Origin of the sequence: Paucibacter hankyongi (assembly GCF_037482915.1) — a bacterium.
GTDB classification, from domain to species: domain Bacteria; phylum Pseudomonadota; class Gammaproteobacteria; order Burkholderiales; family Burkholderiaceae_C; genus Paucibacter_A; species Paucibacter_A hankyongi.
In genome coordinates, this window is sequence record NZ_JBBHJX010000007.1 from 154635 (window position 1) to 174038 (window position 19404).

General features: G+C 62.6%; 17 protein-coding genes. 7 read left to right on the plus strand and 10 right to left on the minus strand.

Annotation, left to right across the window (positions count from 1 at the left end):
- Positions 1–11 precede the first annotated feature (11 nt).
- The 4 genes from mlaD to WG899_RS12680 all read left to right on the plus strand — a co-directional run bounded on the left by mlaD (position 12) and on the right by WG899_RS12680 (position 2358).
- Complete coding sequence (gene mlaD / locus WG899_RS12665) at positions 12–503, plus strand: outer membrane lipid asymmetry maintenance protein MlaD (RefSeq protein ID WP_339596015.1); 492 nt, start codon at positions 12–14, stop codon at positions 501–503.
- Positions 500–1267, plus strand: coding sequence for an MlaA family lipoprotein (locus WG899_RS12670; RefSeq protein ID WP_339596016.1), 768 nt, complete (start codon positions 500–502; stop codon positions 1265–1267). Before mlaD ends, WG899_RS12670 begins: the two co-directional genes overlap by 4 nt.
- Before the next feature lie 102 nt (positions 1268–1369).
- Entirely contained in the window at positions 1370–2011 is a 642-nt protein-coding gene (locus tag WG899_RS12675) for an MlaC/ttg2D family ABC transporter substrate-binding protein (RefSeq protein ID WP_339596017.1), read from the plus strand.
- 32 nt (positions 2012–2043) lie between these two features.
- The gene (locus tag WG899_RS12680) at positions 2044–2358 is read left to right on the plus strand and encodes an STAS domain-containing protein (RefSeq protein WP_339596018.1); all 315 of its coding nucleotides are present in this window, start codon (positions 2044–2046) and stop codon (positions 2356–2358) included.
- A gap of 32 nt (positions 2359–2390) precedes the next feature.
- On the opposite strand, the gene WG899_RS12685 is transcribed toward WG899_RS12680, so the two are convergent.
- A complete protein-coding gene (locus tag WG899_RS12685) occupies positions 2391–3248 on the minus strand; it encodes a MurR/RpiR family transcriptional regulator (protein ID WP_339596084.1) in 858 nt (285 codons plus the stop codon).
- A 2-nt stretch (positions 3249–3250) separates the two neighbouring features.
- A complete protein-coding gene (zwf, locus tag WG899_RS12690) occupies positions 3251–4696 on the minus strand; it encodes a glucose-6-phosphate dehydrogenase (RefSeq protein ID WP_339596019.1) in 1446 nt (481 codons plus the stop codon).
- 235 nt (positions 4697–4931) lie between these two features.
- Here zwf and tal point away from each other — a divergent pair, with 235 nt between their 5' ends.
- Genes tal through WG899_RS12705 form a run of 3 tightly spaced genes read left to right on the plus strand, consistent with a single transcriptional unit; the run spans position 4932 to position 8129 of the window.
- Positions 4932–5876, plus strand: a complete 945-nt coding sequence (gene tal / locus WG899_RS12695; protein ID WP_339596020.1) for a transaldolase — start codon at positions 4932–4934, stop codon at positions 5874–5876.
- Position 5877: 1 nt separating this feature from the next.
- Positions 5878–7506 (plus strand): glucose-6-phosphate isomerase, encoded by a 1629-nt coding sequence (pgi, locus tag WG899_RS12700; protein ID WP_339596021.1) that lies wholly within the window; start codon positions 5878–5880, stop codon positions 7504–7506.
- The gene (locus WG899_RS12705) at positions 7503–8129 is read left to right on the plus strand and encodes an HAD family hydrolase (RefSeq protein WP_339596022.1); all 627 of its coding nucleotides are present in this window, start codon (positions 7503–7505) and stop codon (positions 8127–8129) included. The genes pgi and WG899_RS12705 overlap by 4 nt, the downstream gene beginning before the upstream one ends.
- Here WG899_RS12705 and WG899_RS12710 read toward each other — a convergent pair.
- The 8 genes from WG899_RS12710 to WG899_RS12745 form a co-directional block, all read right to left on the minus strand.
- Positions 8118–8318, minus strand: coding sequence for a DNA gyrase inhibitor YacG (locus WG899_RS12710; RefSeq protein WP_339596023.1), 201 nt, complete (start codon positions 8316–8318; stop codon positions 8118–8120). The genes WG899_RS12705 and WG899_RS12710 overlap by 12 nt on opposite strands.
- Positions 8315–9070: a cell division protein ZapD gene (gene zapD / locus WG899_RS12715; protein WP_339596085.1), complete on the minus strand. Its 756-nt coding sequence runs from the start codon at positions 9068–9070 to the stop codon at positions 8315–8317. The genes WG899_RS12710 and zapD overlap by 4 nt, the downstream gene beginning before the upstream one ends.
- 114 nt (positions 9071–9184) lie before the next feature.
- Entirely contained in the window at positions 9185–9787 is a 603-nt protein-coding gene (coaE, locus tag WG899_RS12720) for a dephospho-CoA kinase (protein ID WP_339596024.1), read from the minus strand.
- A 10-nt stretch (positions 9788–9797) separates the two neighbouring features.
- Positions 9798–10727, minus strand: coding sequence for a prepilin peptidase (locus WG899_RS12725; protein WP_339596025.1), 930 nt, complete (start codon positions 10725–10727; stop codon positions 9798–9800).
- A gap of 18 nt (positions 10728–10745) precedes the next feature.
- On the minus strand, positions 10746–11966 hold the full coding sequence (locus WG899_RS12730; protein WP_339596026.1) for a type II secretion system F family protein: 1221 nt from the start codon (positions 11964–11966) through the stop codon (positions 10746–10748).
- 51 nt (positions 11967–12017) lie between these two features.
- Complete coding sequence (gene pilB / locus WG899_RS12735) at positions 12018–13739, minus strand: type IV-A pilus assembly ATPase PilB (protein WP_339596027.1); 1722 nt, start codon at positions 13737–13739, stop codon at positions 12018–12020.
- A 178-nt stretch (positions 13740–13917) separates the two neighbouring features.
- Positions 13918–17133, minus strand: a complete 3216-nt coding sequence (locus WG899_RS12740; protein ID WP_339596028.1) for a CHASE domain-containing protein — start codon at positions 17131–17133, stop codon at positions 13918–13920.
- The gene (locus WG899_RS12745) at positions 17130–19382 is read right to left on the minus strand and encodes a sensor histidine kinase (RefSeq protein ID WP_339596029.1); all 2253 of its coding nucleotides are present in this window, start codon (positions 19380–19382) and stop codon (positions 17130–17132) included. Before WG899_RS12745 ends, WG899_RS12740 begins: the two co-directional genes overlap by 4 nt.
- Between the last annotated feature and the right edge of the window lie 22 nt (positions 19383–19404).

Here is a 19404-nt window from a genome sequence, read left to right on the forward strand (position 1 = left end):
CGGAGAAAAGCATGCAACAAGCCTCGAGGCATGATGCGGCGGTAGGTTTCTTTGTGCTGCTGGGCGGCGCGGCCCTGCTGTTCCTGGCACTGAAGGCCGGCAATCTGCTGAGCCTGAACTTTGATGAAACCTATCAGGTCAGCGCTAAATTTGACAATATTGGTGGTCTGAAGGCGCGCGCGGCGGTCAAGAGCGCCGGCGTCGTGATCGGCCGGGTGGAGTCCATCGTCTTTGACGACAAGAGCTTTCAAGCCAAGGTGATGATCAGCTTGAACAAAAAAGTGGCCTTCCCGAAGGACAGCTCGGCCAAGATCCTGACCGCCGGTTTGTTGGGCGAGCAGTACATCGGCCTGGAGGCCGGTGCCGATGAAAAGAACCTCGCAGCCGGGGACAGCATCAAGCAGACCCAATCGGCCGTGGTGCTGGAAAACCTGATCGGCCAGTTCCTCTACAACAAGGCGGCCGACTCGGGTTCGAGCACCGCTGGAGAGTCCAAGCCATGAGGACTGGGAAGGCCCTCGGTATCGGCCGCTGGCTACTGCTGCTGAGTCTGCTCGCTTTGCTGGGTGGCTGCGCAAGCCTGCGTGGCCCTGGCTCCCAGGGGCAGCGGCTGGACCCCTGGGAGGCTTGGAATCGCAAGGTATTTGCCTTCAACGATTCCTTGGACGAGCATGTGCTGCGTCCGGTGGCCACCGTATACAGCGATATGGTGCCGGCCCCGATTCGTCAGTCGGTCGATAATTTCTTCAACAATATTGGCGATGCTTGGTCGACCGTCAATCTGATGCTGCAGGGGCGACCCAAGGCCGCCGTCGAGCAGGGCTTGCGCTTCTTCTTCAACTCGACGCTGGGCTTTGCGGGTCTGATCGACATCTCGACCGAAATAGGGCTCGAGCGTAAGAGCGAAGACATGGGCAAGACCTTTGGACGCTGGGGCACCGGCACCGGCGCCTATATCGTCTGGCCTTTTTTTGGGCCATCGTCGGTGCGCGACACGCTGGCCATGCCTTTCGACTGGTCGGCAGCGCCCGCGGTACTCTTCCGGGACGGCAGCAGCAAAGTCGGTATCTACAGCCTGCAAACCGTCAATGCGCGGGCGAACTTCTTGCGCGCCAGCAGCATGCTGGAAGGCATTGCGCTCGATAAGTACACCTTCTACCGTGACGCCTATTTGCAGCGGCGCGGCAGTTTTGGCGACGACGAGGAGTTCGAAGTGCTGGTACCCGAGGCTCCGGCCGAGAAGGGCACGCCGCAAGCCGGCCCCTGAGGACCTGATGGGCAGAGACGCAGGTCGCCTCGCCCATGTGAACCCAAGTCCCCGCGCCTGCGTTGAGGTGGATGTTGGACAAAAGAGATAGGAATTGAAGTGATGAAAGCAACTAAACGAGCCCTCCTGCGCGGCCTGACGGCCCTGGCCCTGGGTCTTTCAGCCGGGCTGCCGGTGTTTGCAGCCGACGCCAGCGCACCTGATTTGCTGATTCGCCAGCTCTCGCTGGAGACCATCGAGGCGGTCAAGTCCGACAAGGCCATCCAAGGCGGTGATTTGCAGAAGATCATCAATCTGGTCGATACCAAGGTGATGCCTTACATCAACTTCCAGCGCATGACCTCGTCGGCGGTGGGACGTTTCTGGCGTCAAGCCACGCCCGAGCAGCAAAAGCGCCTGCAGGACGAGTTCAAGACCCTGTTGGTGCGCACCTATGCCGGTGCTTTGACCCAGGTGAAGGACCAGACCATTGCGTTAAAGCCGCTGCGGGCCGCTGCAGGCGAGACCGAGGTGGTGGTGCGCACCGAGATTCGCGGCAAGGGTGACCCAATCCAGCTGGACTACCGTCTGGAAAAGACCGGCGCCGAATGGCGCATCTATGACGTCAATGTGCTGGGCATATGGCTGGCCGACCAGTATCGCAATAGCTTTGCTCAGGAAATCGGCGCCAATGGCATCGACGGCCTGATCAAGACTCTGGTGGACAAAAACCAGAAGGCCGCCAGCGCGCCGGCCAAGGCTTGAGTTTGAGCCAGACGGTGAGTGCGAGCAACAGCATGTTGAGAATGCCTGCTTCGGTGCGCATGGGTGAGTTGCCCAGTTTGTGGGCGGCTTTGCAACCCAGCCTGCGCGCCGAGGCGGCGCAGGTACGTAGCGGGGCCGGGGCCCAGCTGAACCTCTGCGCGGGCGATCTGAGTCAGTTTGATTCGGCGGCCCTGACGTTATTGCTCAGCGCTGCACGCCTGTGCAGCAAAGAGGGCATCCAACTGCAGGTGCATGACGTGCCGGCCAAGCTGCAAGAGCTGGCGCGGGTGTATGGCGTGGCCGAGTTGCTCTGGCCCGAACTGCTGCTCTCCCAGGCCAAGGCCTGAACGGCCCCGGCGCCAGCCGGGAGCCCTAGAACCTAGACGTAGCGCTTGCCGCGCAGGTTCTTCTTGATTTCCTGCAGCATGGGGCGCAGGTTTTGACCCAGTCGCAGTGCCACACCGGTGGTCAGGATGTCGACCGCCATCAAGTGCAGCAGACGCGACACCATCGGGCTGTAACGGTCAAAGTCCTCGGGGTGGTCTACCGCCAGCAAGACCTGACCGGGGCTTTGCCCCAAGGTCGCCAGCGGTGAGCCGCTGGCGGTGATGATGATGGTGGTGGCGCCCTTTTTGCGCGCAATCTCGGCGGCGTCCAGTAGGTCGCGGCTGCGCCCCGAGTTGCTGATGACCACGGCGCAATCGCCCGGCTGCAACATCGTCGCGCTCATCAATTGCACATGGCCGTCGCTGCAGGCAGCGGTGTTGATGCCCAGGCGGAAAAACTTGTGCTGCGCATCTTGCGCCACGATGCCGGAGTTGCCGACACCGTAGAACTCGATGCGGCGGTTGTTGCGCGCCGCCTCGGACAAGGCATTGATGGCCACCTCAAAGGCGTGACTGGCCGCATCATTGCGGTAATGCAGCAGCGCAGCGACCGCGTTGTCGACCACCTTGACGATCAGGTCGGCCGGCTTTTCGTCCTCGTCCACCGCCCGGTGCACAAAGGGCACACCTTCGTTGACGCTGCCGGCCAGCTTGCGCTTGAAGTCGGTCAGGCCGTCATAGCCCACGCTGCGGCAAAAACGCACCACTGTCGGCTTAGAAACATGGGCGCGGTCCGCCAACTCACTGACCGGCAGGTTGGCGAAAGCTCGTGCGTCGTTCAGCAAGAGCTTGGCCACGCGCTGCTCGGCCGGCGGCAAGGCCGGAATGGCGGCTTTGACCCGTTCCAGAATGCTCACTGTTCTTCCGCCCAAGCGAAGCCGTCTTTGGCCACCAGCGCACTGGCGGCCGCAGGGCCCCAGGAACCCGCGTTGTAGGGGCGTGGCCCGGTGCTGTCTTTTGCCCAGGCGTCCAGAATGGGCTCCACCCAGCGCCAAGCTTGCTCTTGCTCATCGCTGCGTACGAACAGGTTCAGGCGGCCGGCGATTGCATCCAGCAGCAAGCGCTCATAGGCGCCGACGCGGTTGGTGGCAAAAGCCTTGTCAAAGTCCAGATCCAGCGACACCGGCGTCAGCGCCTCGCCATGCGCCCCGCCCTTGGCGGCCAGCAGTTGCAATTCCAGACCGTCTTCCGGTTGCAGCTTGATGACCAGGCGATTGGCCTGGTTGGTGCCCGGGAAGATCGGGTGCGGCACTTGGCGGAAGTTGATGACGATCTGGGCATCGCGGGCGGCCAGACGCTTGCCGGTGCGCAAGTAGAAGGGCACGCCGGCCCAGCGCCAGTTTTGCACCTCGGTACGCAGCGCCACAAAGGTTTCGCAAGGGCTGTTCTCGGGCACCTTGGCTTCGTCCAAATAGCCGTTCACGACCGTACCGCCGACGTTACCGGCGCGGTACTGGCCGCGCACCACATCGCGGGCCACGGTTTCAGCCGTGAACGGTTTCAGCGAGCGCAGCACCTTGAGCTTCTCGTCGCGAATCGCGTCGGCATCATTGGTCGAAGGCGGCTCCATGGCGATCATGGTCAGCAACTGCAGCGCATGGTTTTGAATCATGTCGCGCAGGGCGCCGGTGTCGTCGTAGAAGGCGCCGCGGGTGCCCACGCCCAGTTCTTCGGCCAGGGTGATCTGGATATTGGCAATGCTCTCGCGGCGCCACAGGGGCTCGAACAAGGCGTTACCAAAGCGCAGCGCCATCAGGTTCTGCACCGAAGGCTTGCCCAGGTAATGGTCGATGCGGAAGGCTTGCTCTTCCTTGAAGACCGAACGCACCACGCGGTTGATTTCTTGGGCGCTGGCCAGGTCGTGGCCCAGCGGTTTCTCCAGCACCACGCGCACGCGGTCTTCGTTCAGGCCGACGGCACCGAGTTGCTGGCAGATTTGGGTGAACAGATAAGGGCTGGTGGCTAGGTACAGCACCACCGTGTCGGCTTGGCGCTCATCCAGCCAGTCCTTCAGGCCTTGGTAATGCTCGGGCTGCGACAGGTCCATGCGGCGGTAATGGATCAGCGCCGCAAAGCGCTCGAATTCTTCGTCATTGGGGCGCTTAGAGCCATCGACCTCGCGGAAGCGTTCCTTCAGCCATTCGCGGTAACGCTCGTCGCTATTGTCGTCACGAGCCACCGCCAAAATGCGGCCGCCAGCCGGCAGCTTGCCGTGGCGAAAGGCCTGGAACAGCGCCGGCATCAGCTTTCTCCAAGTGAGATCGCCGGTGCCGCCGAAGAAAACGAGATCGAAAGACATGGAATGCGCCCTGTTGCGGTTCAGTCGAAAAAATGAACCCTTGATGTAACAAAGTTTCTGGAATTATGATGCATGAGTTTCGTCGTTCGGTCAATGTGTCAGGCTTTTTTTGCGCCTCTCATGGGGGTTTGCGCTTGCCTGAGTCTGTAACCCGATGCAAAGGCCTGGACGAGTGGGGCTGCCCGAGAGCGGTTCTAATGGAGGTTTGAATTGCTTTTTCTGGAGTGCTGCTGTGATGAACCAACTCGATCAACTCAAGACCCTGACCACGGTGGTGGCCGACACCGGCAATTTTCTGCAGCTGGCGCAGTTTGCCCCGCGCGATGCGACCACCAACCCATCGCTGATCCTGAAGGCCGTGCAGTCGCCCGATTACGCACCGCTGCTCAGCGACACCGTTGCTGCCAATAAGAGCCTGGCCCTGGACGAAGTGGTGGACCGGGTGTTGGTTCGCTTTGGTCTGGAGATCCTGAAGGTCGTGCCCGGTCGCGTTTCGACCGAAGTGGACGCCCGCCTGAGCTTTGACAAGGCCGCCACCTTGCTGCGCGCCCGCCGCATCATTGGCCTCTACGAAGCCGCCGGCATTTCGCGTGAGCGCGTGCTGATCAAGATCGCCTCCACCTGGGAAGGCATCCAAGCCGCCGCCGAGTTGGAGCGCGAAGGCATCCACTGCAATCTGACGCTGCTGTTCTCCTTCTGTCAGGCTGTGGCTTGCGGTGAAGCCGGCATCCAACTAATTTCGCCTTTCGTCGGTCGCATTTACGACTGGTACAAGAAGAGCGCTGGCAGCGCTTGGGACGAGGCCACACAAGCCGGTGTGAACGATCCCGGCGTCAAGTCGGTCACGCAGATCTTCAATTACTACAAAAAGCATGGCATCCGCACCGAGGTGATGGGTGCGAGCTTCCGCAATATCGGCCAGATCCAAGCGCTGGCCGGTTGTGACCTGCTGACCATCAGCCCCGATTTGCTGGCTCAGTTGCAAGCGCAGACGGCGCCGCTGACACGCGCGCTCGACGCGGCCGCCGCCAGCGCTTTGGATCTGCCCAAGGTTTCTTTCGATGAAGCGGGCTTCCGCTTTGCCCTCAACCAGGATGCGATGGCCACCGAGAAGCTGGCCGAAGGCATCCGCCTGTTTGCCGTGGACTCGGCCAAGCTGGATCAGATGATTGTGAGTTGATATGTCCTTTGCCTCGCGTTGTGACCGTAGCCCGGTCTGGTCTGCCCTGCAACAGCGCTTTGATGCCGTTGGCAGCAGCTTTGACCTGCGGCGCGCCTTTGCCGAAGAGCCGGAGCGCTATGCCGCTTGGTCCTTCCAGGCGCCGGAGATGTTGGCGGACTTGTCCAAGAACCGCATCGACGCCGAAACCCTGGCCTTGCTGCTGCAATTGGCGCGGGACTGTGGGCTCGAATCACAACGCGATGCCATGTTGGCCGGCGAGGCCATCAATCACACCGAAGGCCGCGCCGTGCTGCACACCGCACTGCGCGCGCCGGCCGGTCAAGGTTTGTTCACCGAGGAAGTGCAAGCCTCGCTGAGCGCCATGCTGAGCTATGCCGAAAGCGTGCGCGACAGCGCCCGCAGCGGCATCACCGATGTGGTTCACATCGGCATTGGCGGCTCGGACCTCGGCCCCGCCATGGTCGTGCGGGCGCTTCAGAGCTTTACCCAACCGGGCTTGAAGCTGCACTTTGTCTCCAATGTGGACGGGCATGACCTGGCCCCGGTGCTGCGCGATCTGAAGCCGGCCACCACCTTGTTCGTGATCGCCTCCAAGACCTTCACCACGCAAGAAACCCTGGCTAACGCCTTGGCTGCGCGCAGCTGGTTCCTGGCGGCCGGCGGTAGCGATATCGCACGTCACTTCGTCGCCACCAGCAGCAATACCGCGGCGGCTGCAGACTTTGGCATTACCACCACCTTCGGTTTTTGGGACTGGGTGGGCGGCCGCTATTCGCTCTGGTCGGTGATCGGTCTGCCGATCGCCATCGCGATTGGCGCCGAGAACTTCCGCGCGCTGTTGGGCGGTGCCTACGCCATGGATCAGCATTTTGCGCAGACGCCGCTGGAGCAAAACCTGCCGGTACTCTTGGGCGTGCTGGACCTCTGGTATCGCAACTTTCATGGCTTCAGCAGCCGCAGCGTGGCGCCTTATCACCAGGGCCTGGGTCGCTTGCCGGCTTATCTGCAGCAGTTGGAGATGGAGAGCAATGGCAAGGGTGTGGACCGCGAGGGTCAGGCCTTGCCTTATGCCACCAGCCCGGTGGTCTGGGGCGAGGCGGGTACCAATGGCCAGCATGCGTACTTCCAGATGCTGCACCAAGGCTCGGACGTCATTCCTGTCGAGTTCATCGCCGTGAAGCACACCAATCACGGTGCGCATGTTCAGGGTGAGCTGAAAGAGCGCTTGGCCGATCAACATCGCAAGCTGCTGGCCAACTGCCTGGCGCAGTCGCAGGCGCTGATGCAAGGCAAGTCGTTTGACGAGGCTATAGGCGAATCGGCGCCCACGGCCTCCAAGGCGCTGGACGCCGCAACGGTGGCCCGCCATCGTTCCTTCCCCGGTAATCGGCCCAGCACCACCTTGGTTCTGGATCAGCTGACGCCGCGTTCACTCGGCGCTTTGATTGCCATGTACGAGCACCGGGTCTTTGTCAGCGGCGCGCTCTGGGGCATCAACAGCTTTGATCAGTGGGGCGTCGAGCTGGGCAAGGCCTTGTGCGGCCAGCTGCTGCCGCGCTTGAACAGTGGCGACACGGCAGGCTTGGACAGTTCCACCGCTGGACTTTTGAAGCACCTCTTGGCATGAATATCGTTTTTGACTTTGGCGGCGTGGTGTTCCGTTGGCACCCCGCCAGTTTTTTGGCGCGAGTCTGGCCCCACCGCGTGGCAGATGTGGATGAGGGCGCCGTGGTCGCAGCGCAGTTTTTTGAAAACTATGGCGGCGACTGGGGGGCTTTTGACCAAGGGCTCATCGATGCCGAGACGGTGATCGCTCGCATCACCGAGCGTACCGGCTGGCCGCGCGCCGAGGTGGCGCAGGTGGTGGCAGAAGTGCCGAATGAATTGCAGTTGCAGACCGACACGGCCGCGCTGATCGAAGAGCTGAAGCAGGCAGGCCATCGCCTGTTCTATCTGTCGAATATGCCCGAGCCCTATGCCGACCACCTGGAGCGCAGTCACCCCTTGAACGAATGGTTCGAGTCGGGGGTGTTCTCGGGCCGCGTCAAGCATTCCAAGCCGCGTCAGCCGATCTTTGAGATCGCCAGTCAGCAGTTTGGGCTGGCGCCAAAGGACTGCATCTTCTTGGATGACCACCCGGCCAATATCGAAGCCGCTCAGGCCCTGGGCTGGCAGGCGGTTTTGTTCACCAATGCAGCCGAGGCGCGCCAAGCCTTGTCGGCCTTGGGCGCCGTGGCATCAGTGAGGTAAGGAGTCGTCTTCGACCGGCGGGCTGGCTTCAACCGCGAAGCTCTCACTGGCCCAGGCACCCAGATCGATCTGGCGGCAGCGCTGGCTGCAAAAAGGCCGCCACAGATTGCTGGGCGCGAAGATCGAGTCGCCCCGGCAAGTCGGGCAAGGCACGATGCGTTCTTGCGGCTTGATGTCTGGCTTGCTCATGCGCACAGCGTCAGCTCGAAACTGACGTCCTGAGGGGCAGGGCGCAGGCGCCCTTCTTCGTCTTGCCGCATCATGCGGATGGAGATCATCAAGCGGTGACCGCTGATCTCAGGCACCAGGCCCAGGCTGGGGTCGATGCGCATGCGCAGTAATTGGAAGCTGCGGCCTGCGCCCAGGTTTTGTTGGAACTGACCGGCCACTGCTGCCACCTTGTGCGGCGAACCCGAGTCGCGCAGCAAGCCCAGCAACACTTGCAGGGCCTCGGCCAGTGGCATCAGGCTCTGCGTCCACTGCATCAGGTCGTTACGGCGACGCACCGGCAAGAACTGCTGCCAGGTGTAGTAAGCCGGCAGATCGAACTCGCAAGTGCCGCCGGGAATGCTGATGCGGCTGCGAATACTCATCAGCCATTCATTCGAATTGAGGGCGTGGCCTGCTTTGCCGCTGAGCTTGTTGAGGCCTTCAAAGGCGCGGTCGATGCGAGCGATCACCTCGTCAAGCACAGATTCGGCCACGCCAGGGTTGCCGCGATAGCCGTTCAGCTGCGCCTTGTGGCGCTCCAGTTCCTTCAAGAGATCGGACTTCAGGTCCGCGCGGGCGGCCACATCCATGATCTCGAAAATGGTGACCAGGGCGAAATGGTGGTCAAGCGCGGTCTCGCGCTCCATCAGCTGACCGAGGCGGTCAAACAGATGCTCCAGACGCAGCATCGTGCGGATGCTCTCGTTGAACGGGTACTCGTAAAGGACCAAGGCGGTCATCCCTATCGGTCAGCGGGTGGGCGGCGATGCGCATTTTGCGCGCCAAACCCTGCGATTGTTCCATAGCCTGCGCCGGCCACGGGCAGAAGCCGCCGTGGCGGCCATCTATTTGCGTTGGCTCCAGGCGTGGGCGAGGGTCAGGACTTGCCCGCGCAAGGTTTCGAGGGGCAAGTTTTGATTGAAGATCACGGCGTCGGCACAGGCGCGCCGCTGCTGTCGGCTGGCTTGTGCGGCCAGCACAGCGGCGGCCGAATCGAGCGTCCAGCCGGGGCGTTGGCAGACTCGTTCTAGCTGCGTTTGCTCTTCGCAATCGACCACCAGCACCCGCTCAACCCGGGCGCGCCAATGGCCGGATTCGACCAAGAGCGGCACATCAAAGACGATCAGCTGCTGGCCCGCACTTGCCGCTGCCGCTTCTTCCACGCGCGTTTGTGCGCCGATCAGGGGATGGAGGATGGCTTCCAGTCTAGCCTTAGCCGTCGCGTCTGAAAAAGCCAGCGCACGCATGGCGGCGCGATCCAGGGCGCCGTCGGCGGCCTGTAGCTCAGGGCCGAACTCGGTCACGATGGCTGGCATGGCCGCGCCGCCAGGGGCGCTCAGGCGTCTGGCAATCGCATCGGTGTCGATGATAGCGGCGCCGGCTTCACGCCAGAAACCGGCCACCGTGCTCTTGCCGCTGCCGATGCCGCCGGTCAGGCCTATCCTCAAGCCCGGCCCCTCATGCCCAGCCGAGCCAGCCCAGCACGCGCGGTGCGCCGGCAAACAGCACGACGAAACCGCCTCCGGCCAAGAAGGGACCGAAGGGCACGTAGCGACCTTCGCGGAGTTTTGCGCTCATCTTCATGCCGATGCCGACGATCGCGCCAATCAGCGATGCGCCCAGCACGATGGGCAGCACCATTTGCCAGCCCAGCCAGGCGCCGAGGGCGGCCAGTAACTTGAAGTCCCCATAGCCCATGCCTTCCTTGCCGGTGGCGAGCTTGAACAGCCAGTAGACCGACCACAAGGACAAATAACCCACCAGTGCGCCGGTCATGGCGTCGGCCAGCGGAATGGTGAAGCCCAGCAGCGATGCCGCCAAACCGGCCCACAGCAGCGGTTGGTTGAGGGAGTCGGGCAAGAGGGTGGTGTCCCAGTCGATGGTGGCCAGGGCCAACAGGCAAGCGCTGAAGCCGCACCACAGCAGGGTGCTGGGCTGCGCGCCAAAGCGCCAGGACAGCGCCGCGAACAGCAGGCCGCAAGTCAGTTCAATCAGCGGGTAACGGGCCGAAATGGGGGTCTTGCAGGCCGAGCACTTGCCGCCCAGGCGCAACCAGCCGAGCAAGGGCAGGTTTTCATGCCAAGCCAGCTGGTGGCCGCATTTGGGACAGCGCGAGCGCGGCAGGGCAATGCCGAGTTTGGGCAGCTTTTCGATGCGCTCGCTCAAGGTGTTAGCCGCGGCGGCCAGCTTTTCGGCCTCGGCCGCGGGCAGGCCCATGGCGCGGCTCAACTCGCTGGCATCGCCCAATTGCGCGCCCGCATCGGCCATCCATTGCCGCTCCAGAATCAAAGGCGTGCGGTGGATGACAACGTTCAGAAAGCTGCCAATGCACAGGCCCAACAGGCCAAGCACCAGCGGCGAAAGCAGGAATTCGAAATCAAGATTCATGAGTGGGAAGGGCGAGGATCAGACCACTTGGCCAAGCTTGAAGATGGGCAGGTACATGGCCACCACGATGCCGCCGATGATGCCGCCCAGGATCACGATGATGAAGGGCTCCATCAGGCTGGACAAAGCCTTGACCGCCTCGTCGACCTCCTCCTCGTAGAACTCGGCCGACTTCGACAGCATATGGTCCAGCGAGCCGGACTCTTCACCGATGGCGGCCATCTGCAGCACCATGGTGGGGAAGATGCCGGTCGATTGCATCGAGGTAGTCAGCGCGGTACCGGTGGAAACATCGCGCTGAATTTTCTCGGTGGCCTCGGCGAAGATGGCATTGCCGGAGGCGCCGCCGACCGAGTCGAGCGCTTCCACCAGCGGCACACCGGCGGCAAACATCGTCGACAAGGTGCGGGTCCAGCGGGCCACCGCCGATTTGTAGAGCAGGTCACCGAAGACTGGAATTTTCAGCAGCAGACGGTCCATGGTGGCCTGCATCTTGGCCGAACGCTTCCAGGACTGGAAAAAGAAGTACAGGCCACCGCCGATGGTCGAAAAGATCGCCCACCAATAGGCGACAAAGAACTCCGACATGGCAATCACCGCCAAGGTGGGGGCGGGCAGTTCGGCACCGAAGGACTTGAACACGTCCTTGAAGGCCGGCACCACGAAGATCATGATCACGGCCACCACCACAAAGGCCACCACCAGCACCGAGACCGGGTAGGTCAGGGCCGATTTGATCTTGCCCTTGATGGCCACGGTTTTTTCTTGGTAGATCGCCAAGCGATCGAGCAGCGATTCCAGAATACCAGCCGCTTCGCCGGCCTCGACCAGATTGCAGTACAGCGCATCGAAATAGAGCGGGTGCTTGCGTAGTGAGGTGGACAGGCTGGTGCCAGTCTCGACGTCTTGGCGGATGTCGTTCAGCAAGCGAGTCAGCTTGGGGTTGGTGCTGCCGCGGCCGACGATCTCGAAAGACTGCAGCAAGGGCACGCCGGCGCGCATCATCGTGGCCAATTGGCGGGTGAAGATGGCGATGTCTTTTTGCTTGATGGCCTTGCCACCGCTGACCCGGCGTTTCTTGACCTTGCTGACCAAGATGCCTTGGCGGCGCAGGGTGGCACTGACCATGGCCTCGCCGCCGGCGCGCAATTCGCCCCGCACAAGTTTGCCGTTACGGTCCTTGCCTTCCCATTCATAGGTCGCGTCATTCGCGCCCTTGGATGCCGTCGTCGTTGCCATATCCATCAGCTCCTGGGCTCAAGGCCCTTGCACGCAGCGAGGGCGTGCGAATTATTCATTGGTTGCCGCCAGCACTTCTTCGAGGGTGGTAACACCGAGTTTGACCTTGACCAGCCCGAACTGGCGCAGATCGCGCACGCCGTCGGTCTTGGCTTGCACCGCGATGTCCATGGCCGAACCCTCGGCCAAGATGATGCGCTGAATCGATTCGGTAATGGGCATCACTTGGTAAAGGCCAACCCGTCCTTTGTAACCACTGTTACAACTGGAGCAACCGACGGCCCTGTACTGCTTCCAACTGCCGTCCAGTTCCTCTTCCTGGAAGCCGGCGCGCAGCAAGGCTTCGCGTGGGTACTCGGCCGCCGCCTTGCAGTTTTCGCAGAGTCGCCGCACAAGGCGCTGGGCGGTGATCAGCAGCACGCTGGAGGCGATGTTGAAAGGCGCCACGCCCATGTTCAACAAACGAGTCAATGTCTTCGGCGCGTCATTGGTGTGCAGCGTCGACATCACCATGTGGCCGGTCTGTGCAGCCTTGATGGCGATGTCGGCCGTTTCCAGATCACGGATCTCGCCCACCATGATGATGTCGGGATCCTGGCGCAGAAACGACTTCAGCGCGGCCGAAAAACTCAGGCCGGCCTTGTCATTGACATTGACCTGGTTGATGCCGGGCAAGTTGATTTCGGCAGGGTCTTCGACCGTGGAAATATTGACGCCGGGCTGATTGAGGATGTTCAGACAGGTGTAGAGCGACACCGTCTTGCCCGAACCGGTGGGCCCGGTCACCAGCACCATGCCGTAGGGCCGGGAGATGGCGGCCAGCAGGCGTTCCTTCTCGATCTTCTCGTAGCCCAGCGCGTCGATGCCCAGCTTGGCCGAGGAGGGGTCCAGAATCCGGATCACGATCTTCTCGCCAAACAAGGTCGGCAATGTGCTGATGCGGAAGTCGATTGCCTTGGCGCCGAACTTCAGCTTCATGCGGCCGTCTTGCGGGACCCGTCGCTCGGCGATGTCCAAGCGCGACAAAACCTTGATGCGCGAGGACAGCTTGTCCTTGATGGCGATCGGCGGTTGCGTGATTTCGCGCAATTCGCCGTCAACCCGGAAGCGCACCCGGTAATGGAATTCATAGGGTTCGAAATGCAAGTCGGAGGCGCGCAGATTGATCGCGTCGACCAGCATCTTTTGCAGAAAGCGCACCACCGGCGCGTCTTCCACATCGCCCATCTCTGCGGTTTCTTGCTGGGGCGCCGCTTCTTCTTCGCCGATGTCGAAGTCGAAGTCACCTCCGGTGATGGTCTCCAGCGCTTCCGCGGCGCTGGCGCTGGTGCCCGCCAGCATTTTGCTCAGCTTGTCATGCTCGACGATCACCCACTCCGGCGTCAGCTGGGTAGCGAACTTGATGCGCTCCACCACCTCCTGGTCGGTCGGGTCGGCGCCGCCAATGAAGAGGCGGCTGCCGCGCCGCCCCAGCACCACCACCTGATACTGCAAGGCCAGCTTGTTATCGATGATGTTGTGCGGCATGCGCTGCGGATCCATGGCGTTCAGATCCAGCAGTGGCAGGGCCAATGCGGTAGACAGGGTGTGCGCCAAATCGACCGACGAGACCATGCCCGCGGCAATCACCGAGTTGACGAAACTGATCTTTTTCTCACGCGCCTGACGTGCCAGGTCCTCGGCAACCTTGGCTTGCAGCTTTCCGGCGTGGACAAGCATGCGTGCCACGCCCGAAAGGGCTGACTGGGGCGGCTCGGCCAGGGTGGCATCCATTGCTTATGTTCTTGAAGGCGCTTGAGGTGGATAAAAGAGGCGTAATGCGGGGTTCAAACTCACATTGACTGGGGGCTAAACGTACGCAATTCACACTGTAAACCGAGCCATGGCTGCGCGCAGCCGGGTACTCGTGGCTTTGCTCACGATTAGGCCAGCTGCCGGGCCGGCCAGTAGCTCAAACAACAGGGCTTTCCCCGTCTAAAGCGTTTGAACTGGAGTCGGCAGATGAACTGACCGACAAGGGCAGCAGCACGGAGAAGGTGCTGCCCTGGCCCGGCTCGCTGCTCATCAGCAACTGCCCTCCATGCAAGTCGACGATTTCCTTGACGATGCTCATGCCCAGGCCGACGCCCAGCACATTGCCGGATTGGTCGGCGCGGTAGAAACGCTCGGTGACGCGGGCCAGTTGTTCGGCTGTCATGCCCCGGCCTTGGTCCTGGACGTCGATGCGGGCCTGCGGCGGATCGGTGGGCGTGCTCGATACCCGCACCCACACCGAGGTGCCCGGCGCGGAGAATTTGTAGGCGTTGGAGATCAGGTTGCGCAGCACTTGTTGGATCTTGAGTGCGTCGACATGCACGGTCAGCGGGGCGGTGCTGGGATCAAACTCCGGCGGCGTGCGGTCCTCGGGGATACGGAAGTCCTGCAGGCATTGCTCGACCAGCGGCTGCAAGACCTGGTCCGCCAACTCGAAGTCTTGGCCGCGGCGGTCTTCAATGCGGGCCAGGTCCAGCAACTCGTTGATGATGGCGATCATGGCCTCGCTCTGGCGGTAGATGCGTTCAAGCATCTGTTGCTGCCGTTCCGGCGCCATCTGCCGAGTCATCAACAACTCGGTAAAGCCATAGATGCTGGCCATCGGCGTGCGCAACTCATGGGCGGCGGTGGTGAGGAACTCGCTCTTCAGCCGGTCGACCTCATGCTGGTGTGTCACGTCGCGCAGCAGCAGCACCTGCGTGACCTCGCCGCTGCCCCCCTCATGCAAGCTCAGTTCCAGCATGCGGTGCATGGGGGTTTGGATTTCGAGCTTGCGAGGCCCTTGTTTGAGGGCGTGCAGGGTGATCACTTCGGCCTGCGTGTCGGTCGGATCATCGGCGACGGAGTGGGACTGTGCGCACAACCTTTCCAGCAGGCGCACCGGTTCCAGCTCAAACACGCTGTCGGCGCTCATGCCGGTGAATTGCGTGAAGGCTGGGCTGACATAGCGCACCGTGTGTTCGGCGCCGATCGACACAAATCCATCCGGACTGAGCGCGAATACGGCCGCCAACTGGTCGCTGCGCTCCTTCATGCGCGCCTCGGCCATCTTCAGTTCATGGACGTCTTGCAACGAGCCTGCCATGCGGCGGTGGTGGCCCTCGGCGTCGAAAAATACCTTGGCGCGCGAACGGAACCAACGGTAGCCACAGCCGCGAATGAAGAGCCGGAACTCGACGTCATAGGGCGCGATGTCTTGCAAGGCATCAGCCAGCGCGGCCAGGGTGTGAGCCAGATCATCGGGATGCAGGCGGCTGTCGAATTCACTGACGCTGGGGGTGATCTCGCCGGGCTCCAGGCCCAGCATCCGGAAGTACTGGGGCGACCACCACTCGGCTTCGCCGTGGGTGTCGACACGGTCCCAAAGTCCGTCGGAGCCGCCTTCTAGCGCCAGGGCAAAGCGTTCATTGCCCTGCGCCAAGCTGTCTTCGAGTTGCTTTTGCGTGCTGATGTCGGTCTGGATCGCCACATAGCGTTCCACCTTGCCTTGCTCATCCAGGCAGGGGGCGACCGTCAACTTGACCCAGAAGGGTTCGCCCTGTCGATTGCTGTAGCCGACCACGCTGGACCAGATCTGCCCCTGCGCCAGCATGGCGCTGCCCTTTTTCAATTCGGGCTCAGATTCGGGCAATGGGGTGACGACGCGGTGGTCCCGCCCCAGCAAGTCCTCGCGGGGGTAGCCGGTGACACGGCAGAACTCGTCATTGGCGTAGATCAGCCGCCCTTGTGCGTCGGCCATCGACACCAGTGAGTGTTGATTCAAGGTATCCAGCATGAAGCCGTGATCGCGCAGCGCGGCCTCGGCCGTGGCCGTGGCTCGGCGTAGGTCGACGGTCATCTCGTCGGCCAAGGTCTCCGCGCGCGCGCGACCAATGCTCAGCAGGTAAACGATGGCGGCCGCCAGCAAGCTCATCGCAGCGCCGCCCAGTCCAATCCAGATCGGCCGGCTTTCCGCCGCCAGGGTCGCGAACATGGTGGTGGTGCTGAGGCGCAGGCCCAGTTCCCGGCCGCCGATGAAGAGGCTGCGGTCGCTGTAGAACATGCGCTGATGCAGGTCTTGCTCGGACTTCACCTTGGTCCGCCCGCCCGGGCCGAGGCCTTTGTACAGCTCAAACACCAGACCTTGGGCCTTGCCGGGTGGGCCATCAAAGAGCTCGAAGTCGAGCAGGCCTTGAATGCCCGCTCCGATCCCTTCCATCAGGTTGTCCAGCACGATGGGCGCAAACAGCAGGCCGGCGGTGCCCTCGATTCGCTGCGCTTCGGTACTCGTGTTGGCGCCGCTGAATTGCAGCGGTAGCAGGTAGAGGAAGCCGGTGGCTGTCTCGCCCTTGTTGTCGAGCGTGATTGGCCCGGACAAGGTCGGCTGGCCGCTGCGGAAGGCCAACTCCACGGCCGCCCGCCGCACCGGCTCGGCGCTCAGGTCCTGCCCCAGCAAGGCGCGGTTCTGCGCCAATGGCTCGATGTACTTGACGATGTACAGCGTGTCGCCCGGCGTGTCGCCCTTGACCTCAAAGCCGGGCGCGCCGCTGCCGCGCTGCAGATGAACGAAGTTGTCGAGTTCTTCGCGCGGAACCTTCTCGATGAAGCCATAGCTATTGATGGCGCTGAACTCTATCGGCGGCCGATTCGCTTGAACGAAGTTGGCGAACTCGTCGCGTCGTAGCGATAGGCTGGCCGCATAGTGGGCGGCCAGGGCTCGCAGGCCGTGGCTGGGATGTTCGAAACGGCGGCGCAGATCATCTTCCAGGCCGGCCGCCAGTCGATCAAATCGCACCTGCGAAAGGCTGTAAATGCTGGCGATCTGGTAGTGCAGCAGCAGGCCGTTGAGCAAGAGGCCCAGCAGCAGCACGATACGCGCCCGGCGCAACGGTGCGGCAAGCCGGCCCTTCGGTCCTGCGCCCAGGCTGTTGCGGGCGAAAGTGCTGCCACGCCAGGCCAGCAGGGTGACCGCGGGCAACATCCACAGCAGCAGCTCGGCCCAGATGTGCAACTCCCAACCCAGCGAACTGAGCCGGGGGTGTAGCCAATAGCGATTGAGTGCTGCGCACAGCGCAAGCAGCAGCGCTAACTCGGCGCAAATGCGGATGGCCCAGCGGAGGTGAACCCGCCATTGCTCCCCCAACACCGACCTCACAGGCCTCCCGGCGCCGCGCAGGGCATGCAGAAGGCGGCCGTCGTGCCCTGGCCCAGCTCGCTCGCCAGCACCAGCTTGCCGCCATGCAACTCGACAATCTCCTTGACGATGCTCATGCCCAGGCCGGTGCCCAGCACCGTGCCGGACTTGTCGGCGCGGTAGAAGCGCTCGGTCACATGAGACAGCTCTTCGGCCGTCATGCCAATGCCTTGGTCCTGCACCTCGACCTGGACTTGCGGTGGCGCAGCATCGGCCACCAGGCCCACGCGTACCCAGACATGTCCACCGGCGGGCGAGTACTTGTAGGCGTTGGAGAGCAGATTGCGCAGCACCTGTTGCAACTTCTTGCGGTCGGCCTGCACCAGATAGCCGTTTTCCGGCAGCTTCACTTCCGGGCCCGCACGCTCTTCGGGGGCCTGGAAATCCTGCACTACCTCTTCGACCAACTGGTTCAGGTCGAGCAGCTCCATCTCAAAGTCCTGGCCGCGGCGCGCTTCGATGCGGGCCAGATCCAGCAACTCGTTGAGGATGGCGATCATCGCCTGGCTCTGCCGATAGATGCGCGCCAGCATCTGCTTTTGCCGGTCGGCCGGCATGTTCTCGCGCGTCATCAGCAACTCGGTGAAACCAAAGATGCTGGCCATCGGGGTGCGCAATTCATGCGCGGCGGTCGACAAGAACTCGCTCTTCATCTGATCGACCTCGACCTGATGGGTCACATCACTGAGGTGCAGCAGTTGCGAGGTTTCGCCGCCTTCGCGGGCCGAGCCTTCGTGCAGACTGAGCTCCAGCACGCGGCGGGTTGGGCGCTCCAGCGAGACGCGCAAGCGCCCTTGCCGCAAAGCGTTCTTGTCGATGGGGGGGGCGTCTTCGGCCTGGTGAGTGGCCAGTTCAAGCAGCAAGCGGTTTTCGTCCAAACCGAGCGCGCTTTGGATGGGGATGCCCGCCAAGCGTGCAAAAGCCGGGCTCGCATAACGCGTCAGGCCGGCGCCATCGAACCAAACAAAGCCATCCGGGCTGAGCGCAAAAATGGTCGCCAATTGCTCGCCGCGTTCGCGCAGTTGGGCGATCAAATCCTGCACCAGCTTCAGCAACAGGGCGCTTTCGGCAAAGTCTTGGTTGGCGCTGGACTGCAAGGTCTCGCCCGAAAAGCCCTGCAGCATATTGCGCAGCGTTTGCATGGTGCTGGCGCGGCCGCGCAGCTCGTCTTGCAGCCGGTCGTCCAGCTCTTGCTGCTGGCTGAAGTCGCGGAAGGCATAGACCCAGCCGATCGGTTGGCCCTCGCCGTCCACCACGGCGGTGCGGCTGAGGTCCAGCACGCTGGCGCCATCGGCCTTAGGCGTCAGCCGCAGCCGCATTTGCCAGGCCCGACCGACGGCCGGATTGCTGGGTAGCTCCGGCAGCAGATCCTGGATGCGTTGACCCAGCAATTGTTCGGTGGGGCGTTCCAGCAGCTGGCCCAAGACCGGGTTGGCCAACAGCACCAGACCCTGCGCGTCGGTGGTGGCAATGCCGTCGCCAATGGCGGCGAGGGTGACGCTGGCGCGTTCGCGTTCCTGTTGCAGCGAGTTAGCGGCTTGGTTCAAGACCTCGAAGGTCTTGCGGAATTCCAGCGGCGCATCGTCCGCCAGCATCGGGCTGAGCGCGCCGCCCGAGACCTGCAATTGCTCGCCGAAGGTTTGGATGCGACCGAGGTTGCCGAGCCAACGATTCAGGGGCCACCACACCAGTGCCAGGCCCAGCAGCAGACCCAGGCCGGACAAGCCCAGTGCCACGACGGTCTGTTGCCAGAAGGTGCTGGCAATATGGGCAATGCTGAAGCGCAGGCGCAGCACGCCGTAGTCGCGGCCGCCGGCGGCAATGTTCTGGTTCAGTTCGGGGAGCTGATCTTCGATGGCCCGGAACAACCAAGCGGGCGCCGTTTGTTGCTCTTCCTTGTGGCCGCGGCGTTCGATCAAGCCGCCCTTGAGGTCGATAAAAATGGCTGCACTGATGTCGGCGTGCTTGGCCGCCCGCTCAAGCGCTCGCTCGATGGTGTCGTAATCACCAATCACGGCGGATTCCGTGACCACCGGACCGAGCAGGCTGATCAGCGTGTCGGCAGAGTCCTGCGCGTCGGCGATGCTGGAGCTGTAGCTGCGCGAGGCGAACCAACCCATGGCGCCGCCGACCGCCAGCAGCAAGGAGATCAGGTAGAGCAGGAATACCCGCCCGATCAAGCTGGAAGGCAGGAGGCGCAGGGTGGGCATCTCAGCACCTCGGGGGGATCAC

Coding starts and splice junctions, on each gene's coding strand:
- mlaD (WP_339596015.1), top strand. CDS start 12: ATGCAACAAGCCTCGAGGCATGATGCGGCGGTAGGTTTCTTTGTGCTG.
- WG899_RS12670 (WP_339596016.1), top strand. CDS start 500: ATGAGGACTGGGAAGGCCCTCGGTATCGGCCGCTGGCTACTGCTGCTG.
- WG899_RS12675 (WP_339596017.1), top strand. CDS start 1,370: ATGAAAGCAACTAAACGAGCCCTCCTGCGCGGCCTGACGGCCCTGGCC.
- WG899_RS12680 (WP_339596018.1), top strand. CDS start 2,044: ATGTTGAGAATGCCTGCTTCGGTGCGCATGGGTGAGTTGCCCAGTTTG.
- zwf (WP_339596019.1), bottom strand. CDS start 4,696: ATGTCTTTCGATCTCGTTTTCTTCGGCGGCACCGGCGATCTCACTTGG.
- tal (WP_339596020.1), top strand. CDS start 4,932: ATGAACCAACTCGATCAACTCAAGACCCTGACCACGGTGGTGGCCGAC.
- pgi (WP_339596021.1), top strand. CDS start 5,878: ATGTCCTTTGCCTCGCGTTGTGACCGTAGCCCGGTCTGGTCTGCCCTG.
- WG899_RS12705 (WP_339596022.1), top strand. CDS start 7,503: ATGAATATCGTTTTTGACTTTGGCGGCGTGGTGTTCCGTTGGCACCCC.
- WG899_RS12710 (WP_339596023.1), bottom strand. CDS start 8,318: ATGAGCAAGCCAGACATCAAGCCGCAAGAACGCATCGTGCCTTGCCCG.
- WG899_RS12725 (WP_339596025.1), bottom strand. CDS start 10,727: ATGAATCTTGATTTCGAATTCCTGCTTTCGCCGCTGGTGCTTGGCCTG.
- WG899_RS12730 (WP_339596026.1), bottom strand. CDS start 11,966: ATGGCAACGACGACGGCATCCAAGGGCGCGAATGACGCGACCTATGAA.
- pilB (WP_339596027.1), bottom strand. CDS start 13,739: ATGGATGCCACCCTGGCCGAGCCGCCCCAGTCAGCCCTTTCGGGCGTG.
- WG899_RS12745 (WP_339596029.1), bottom strand. CDS start 19,382: ATGCCCACCCTGCGCCTCCTGCCTTCCAGCTTGATCGGGCGGGTATTC.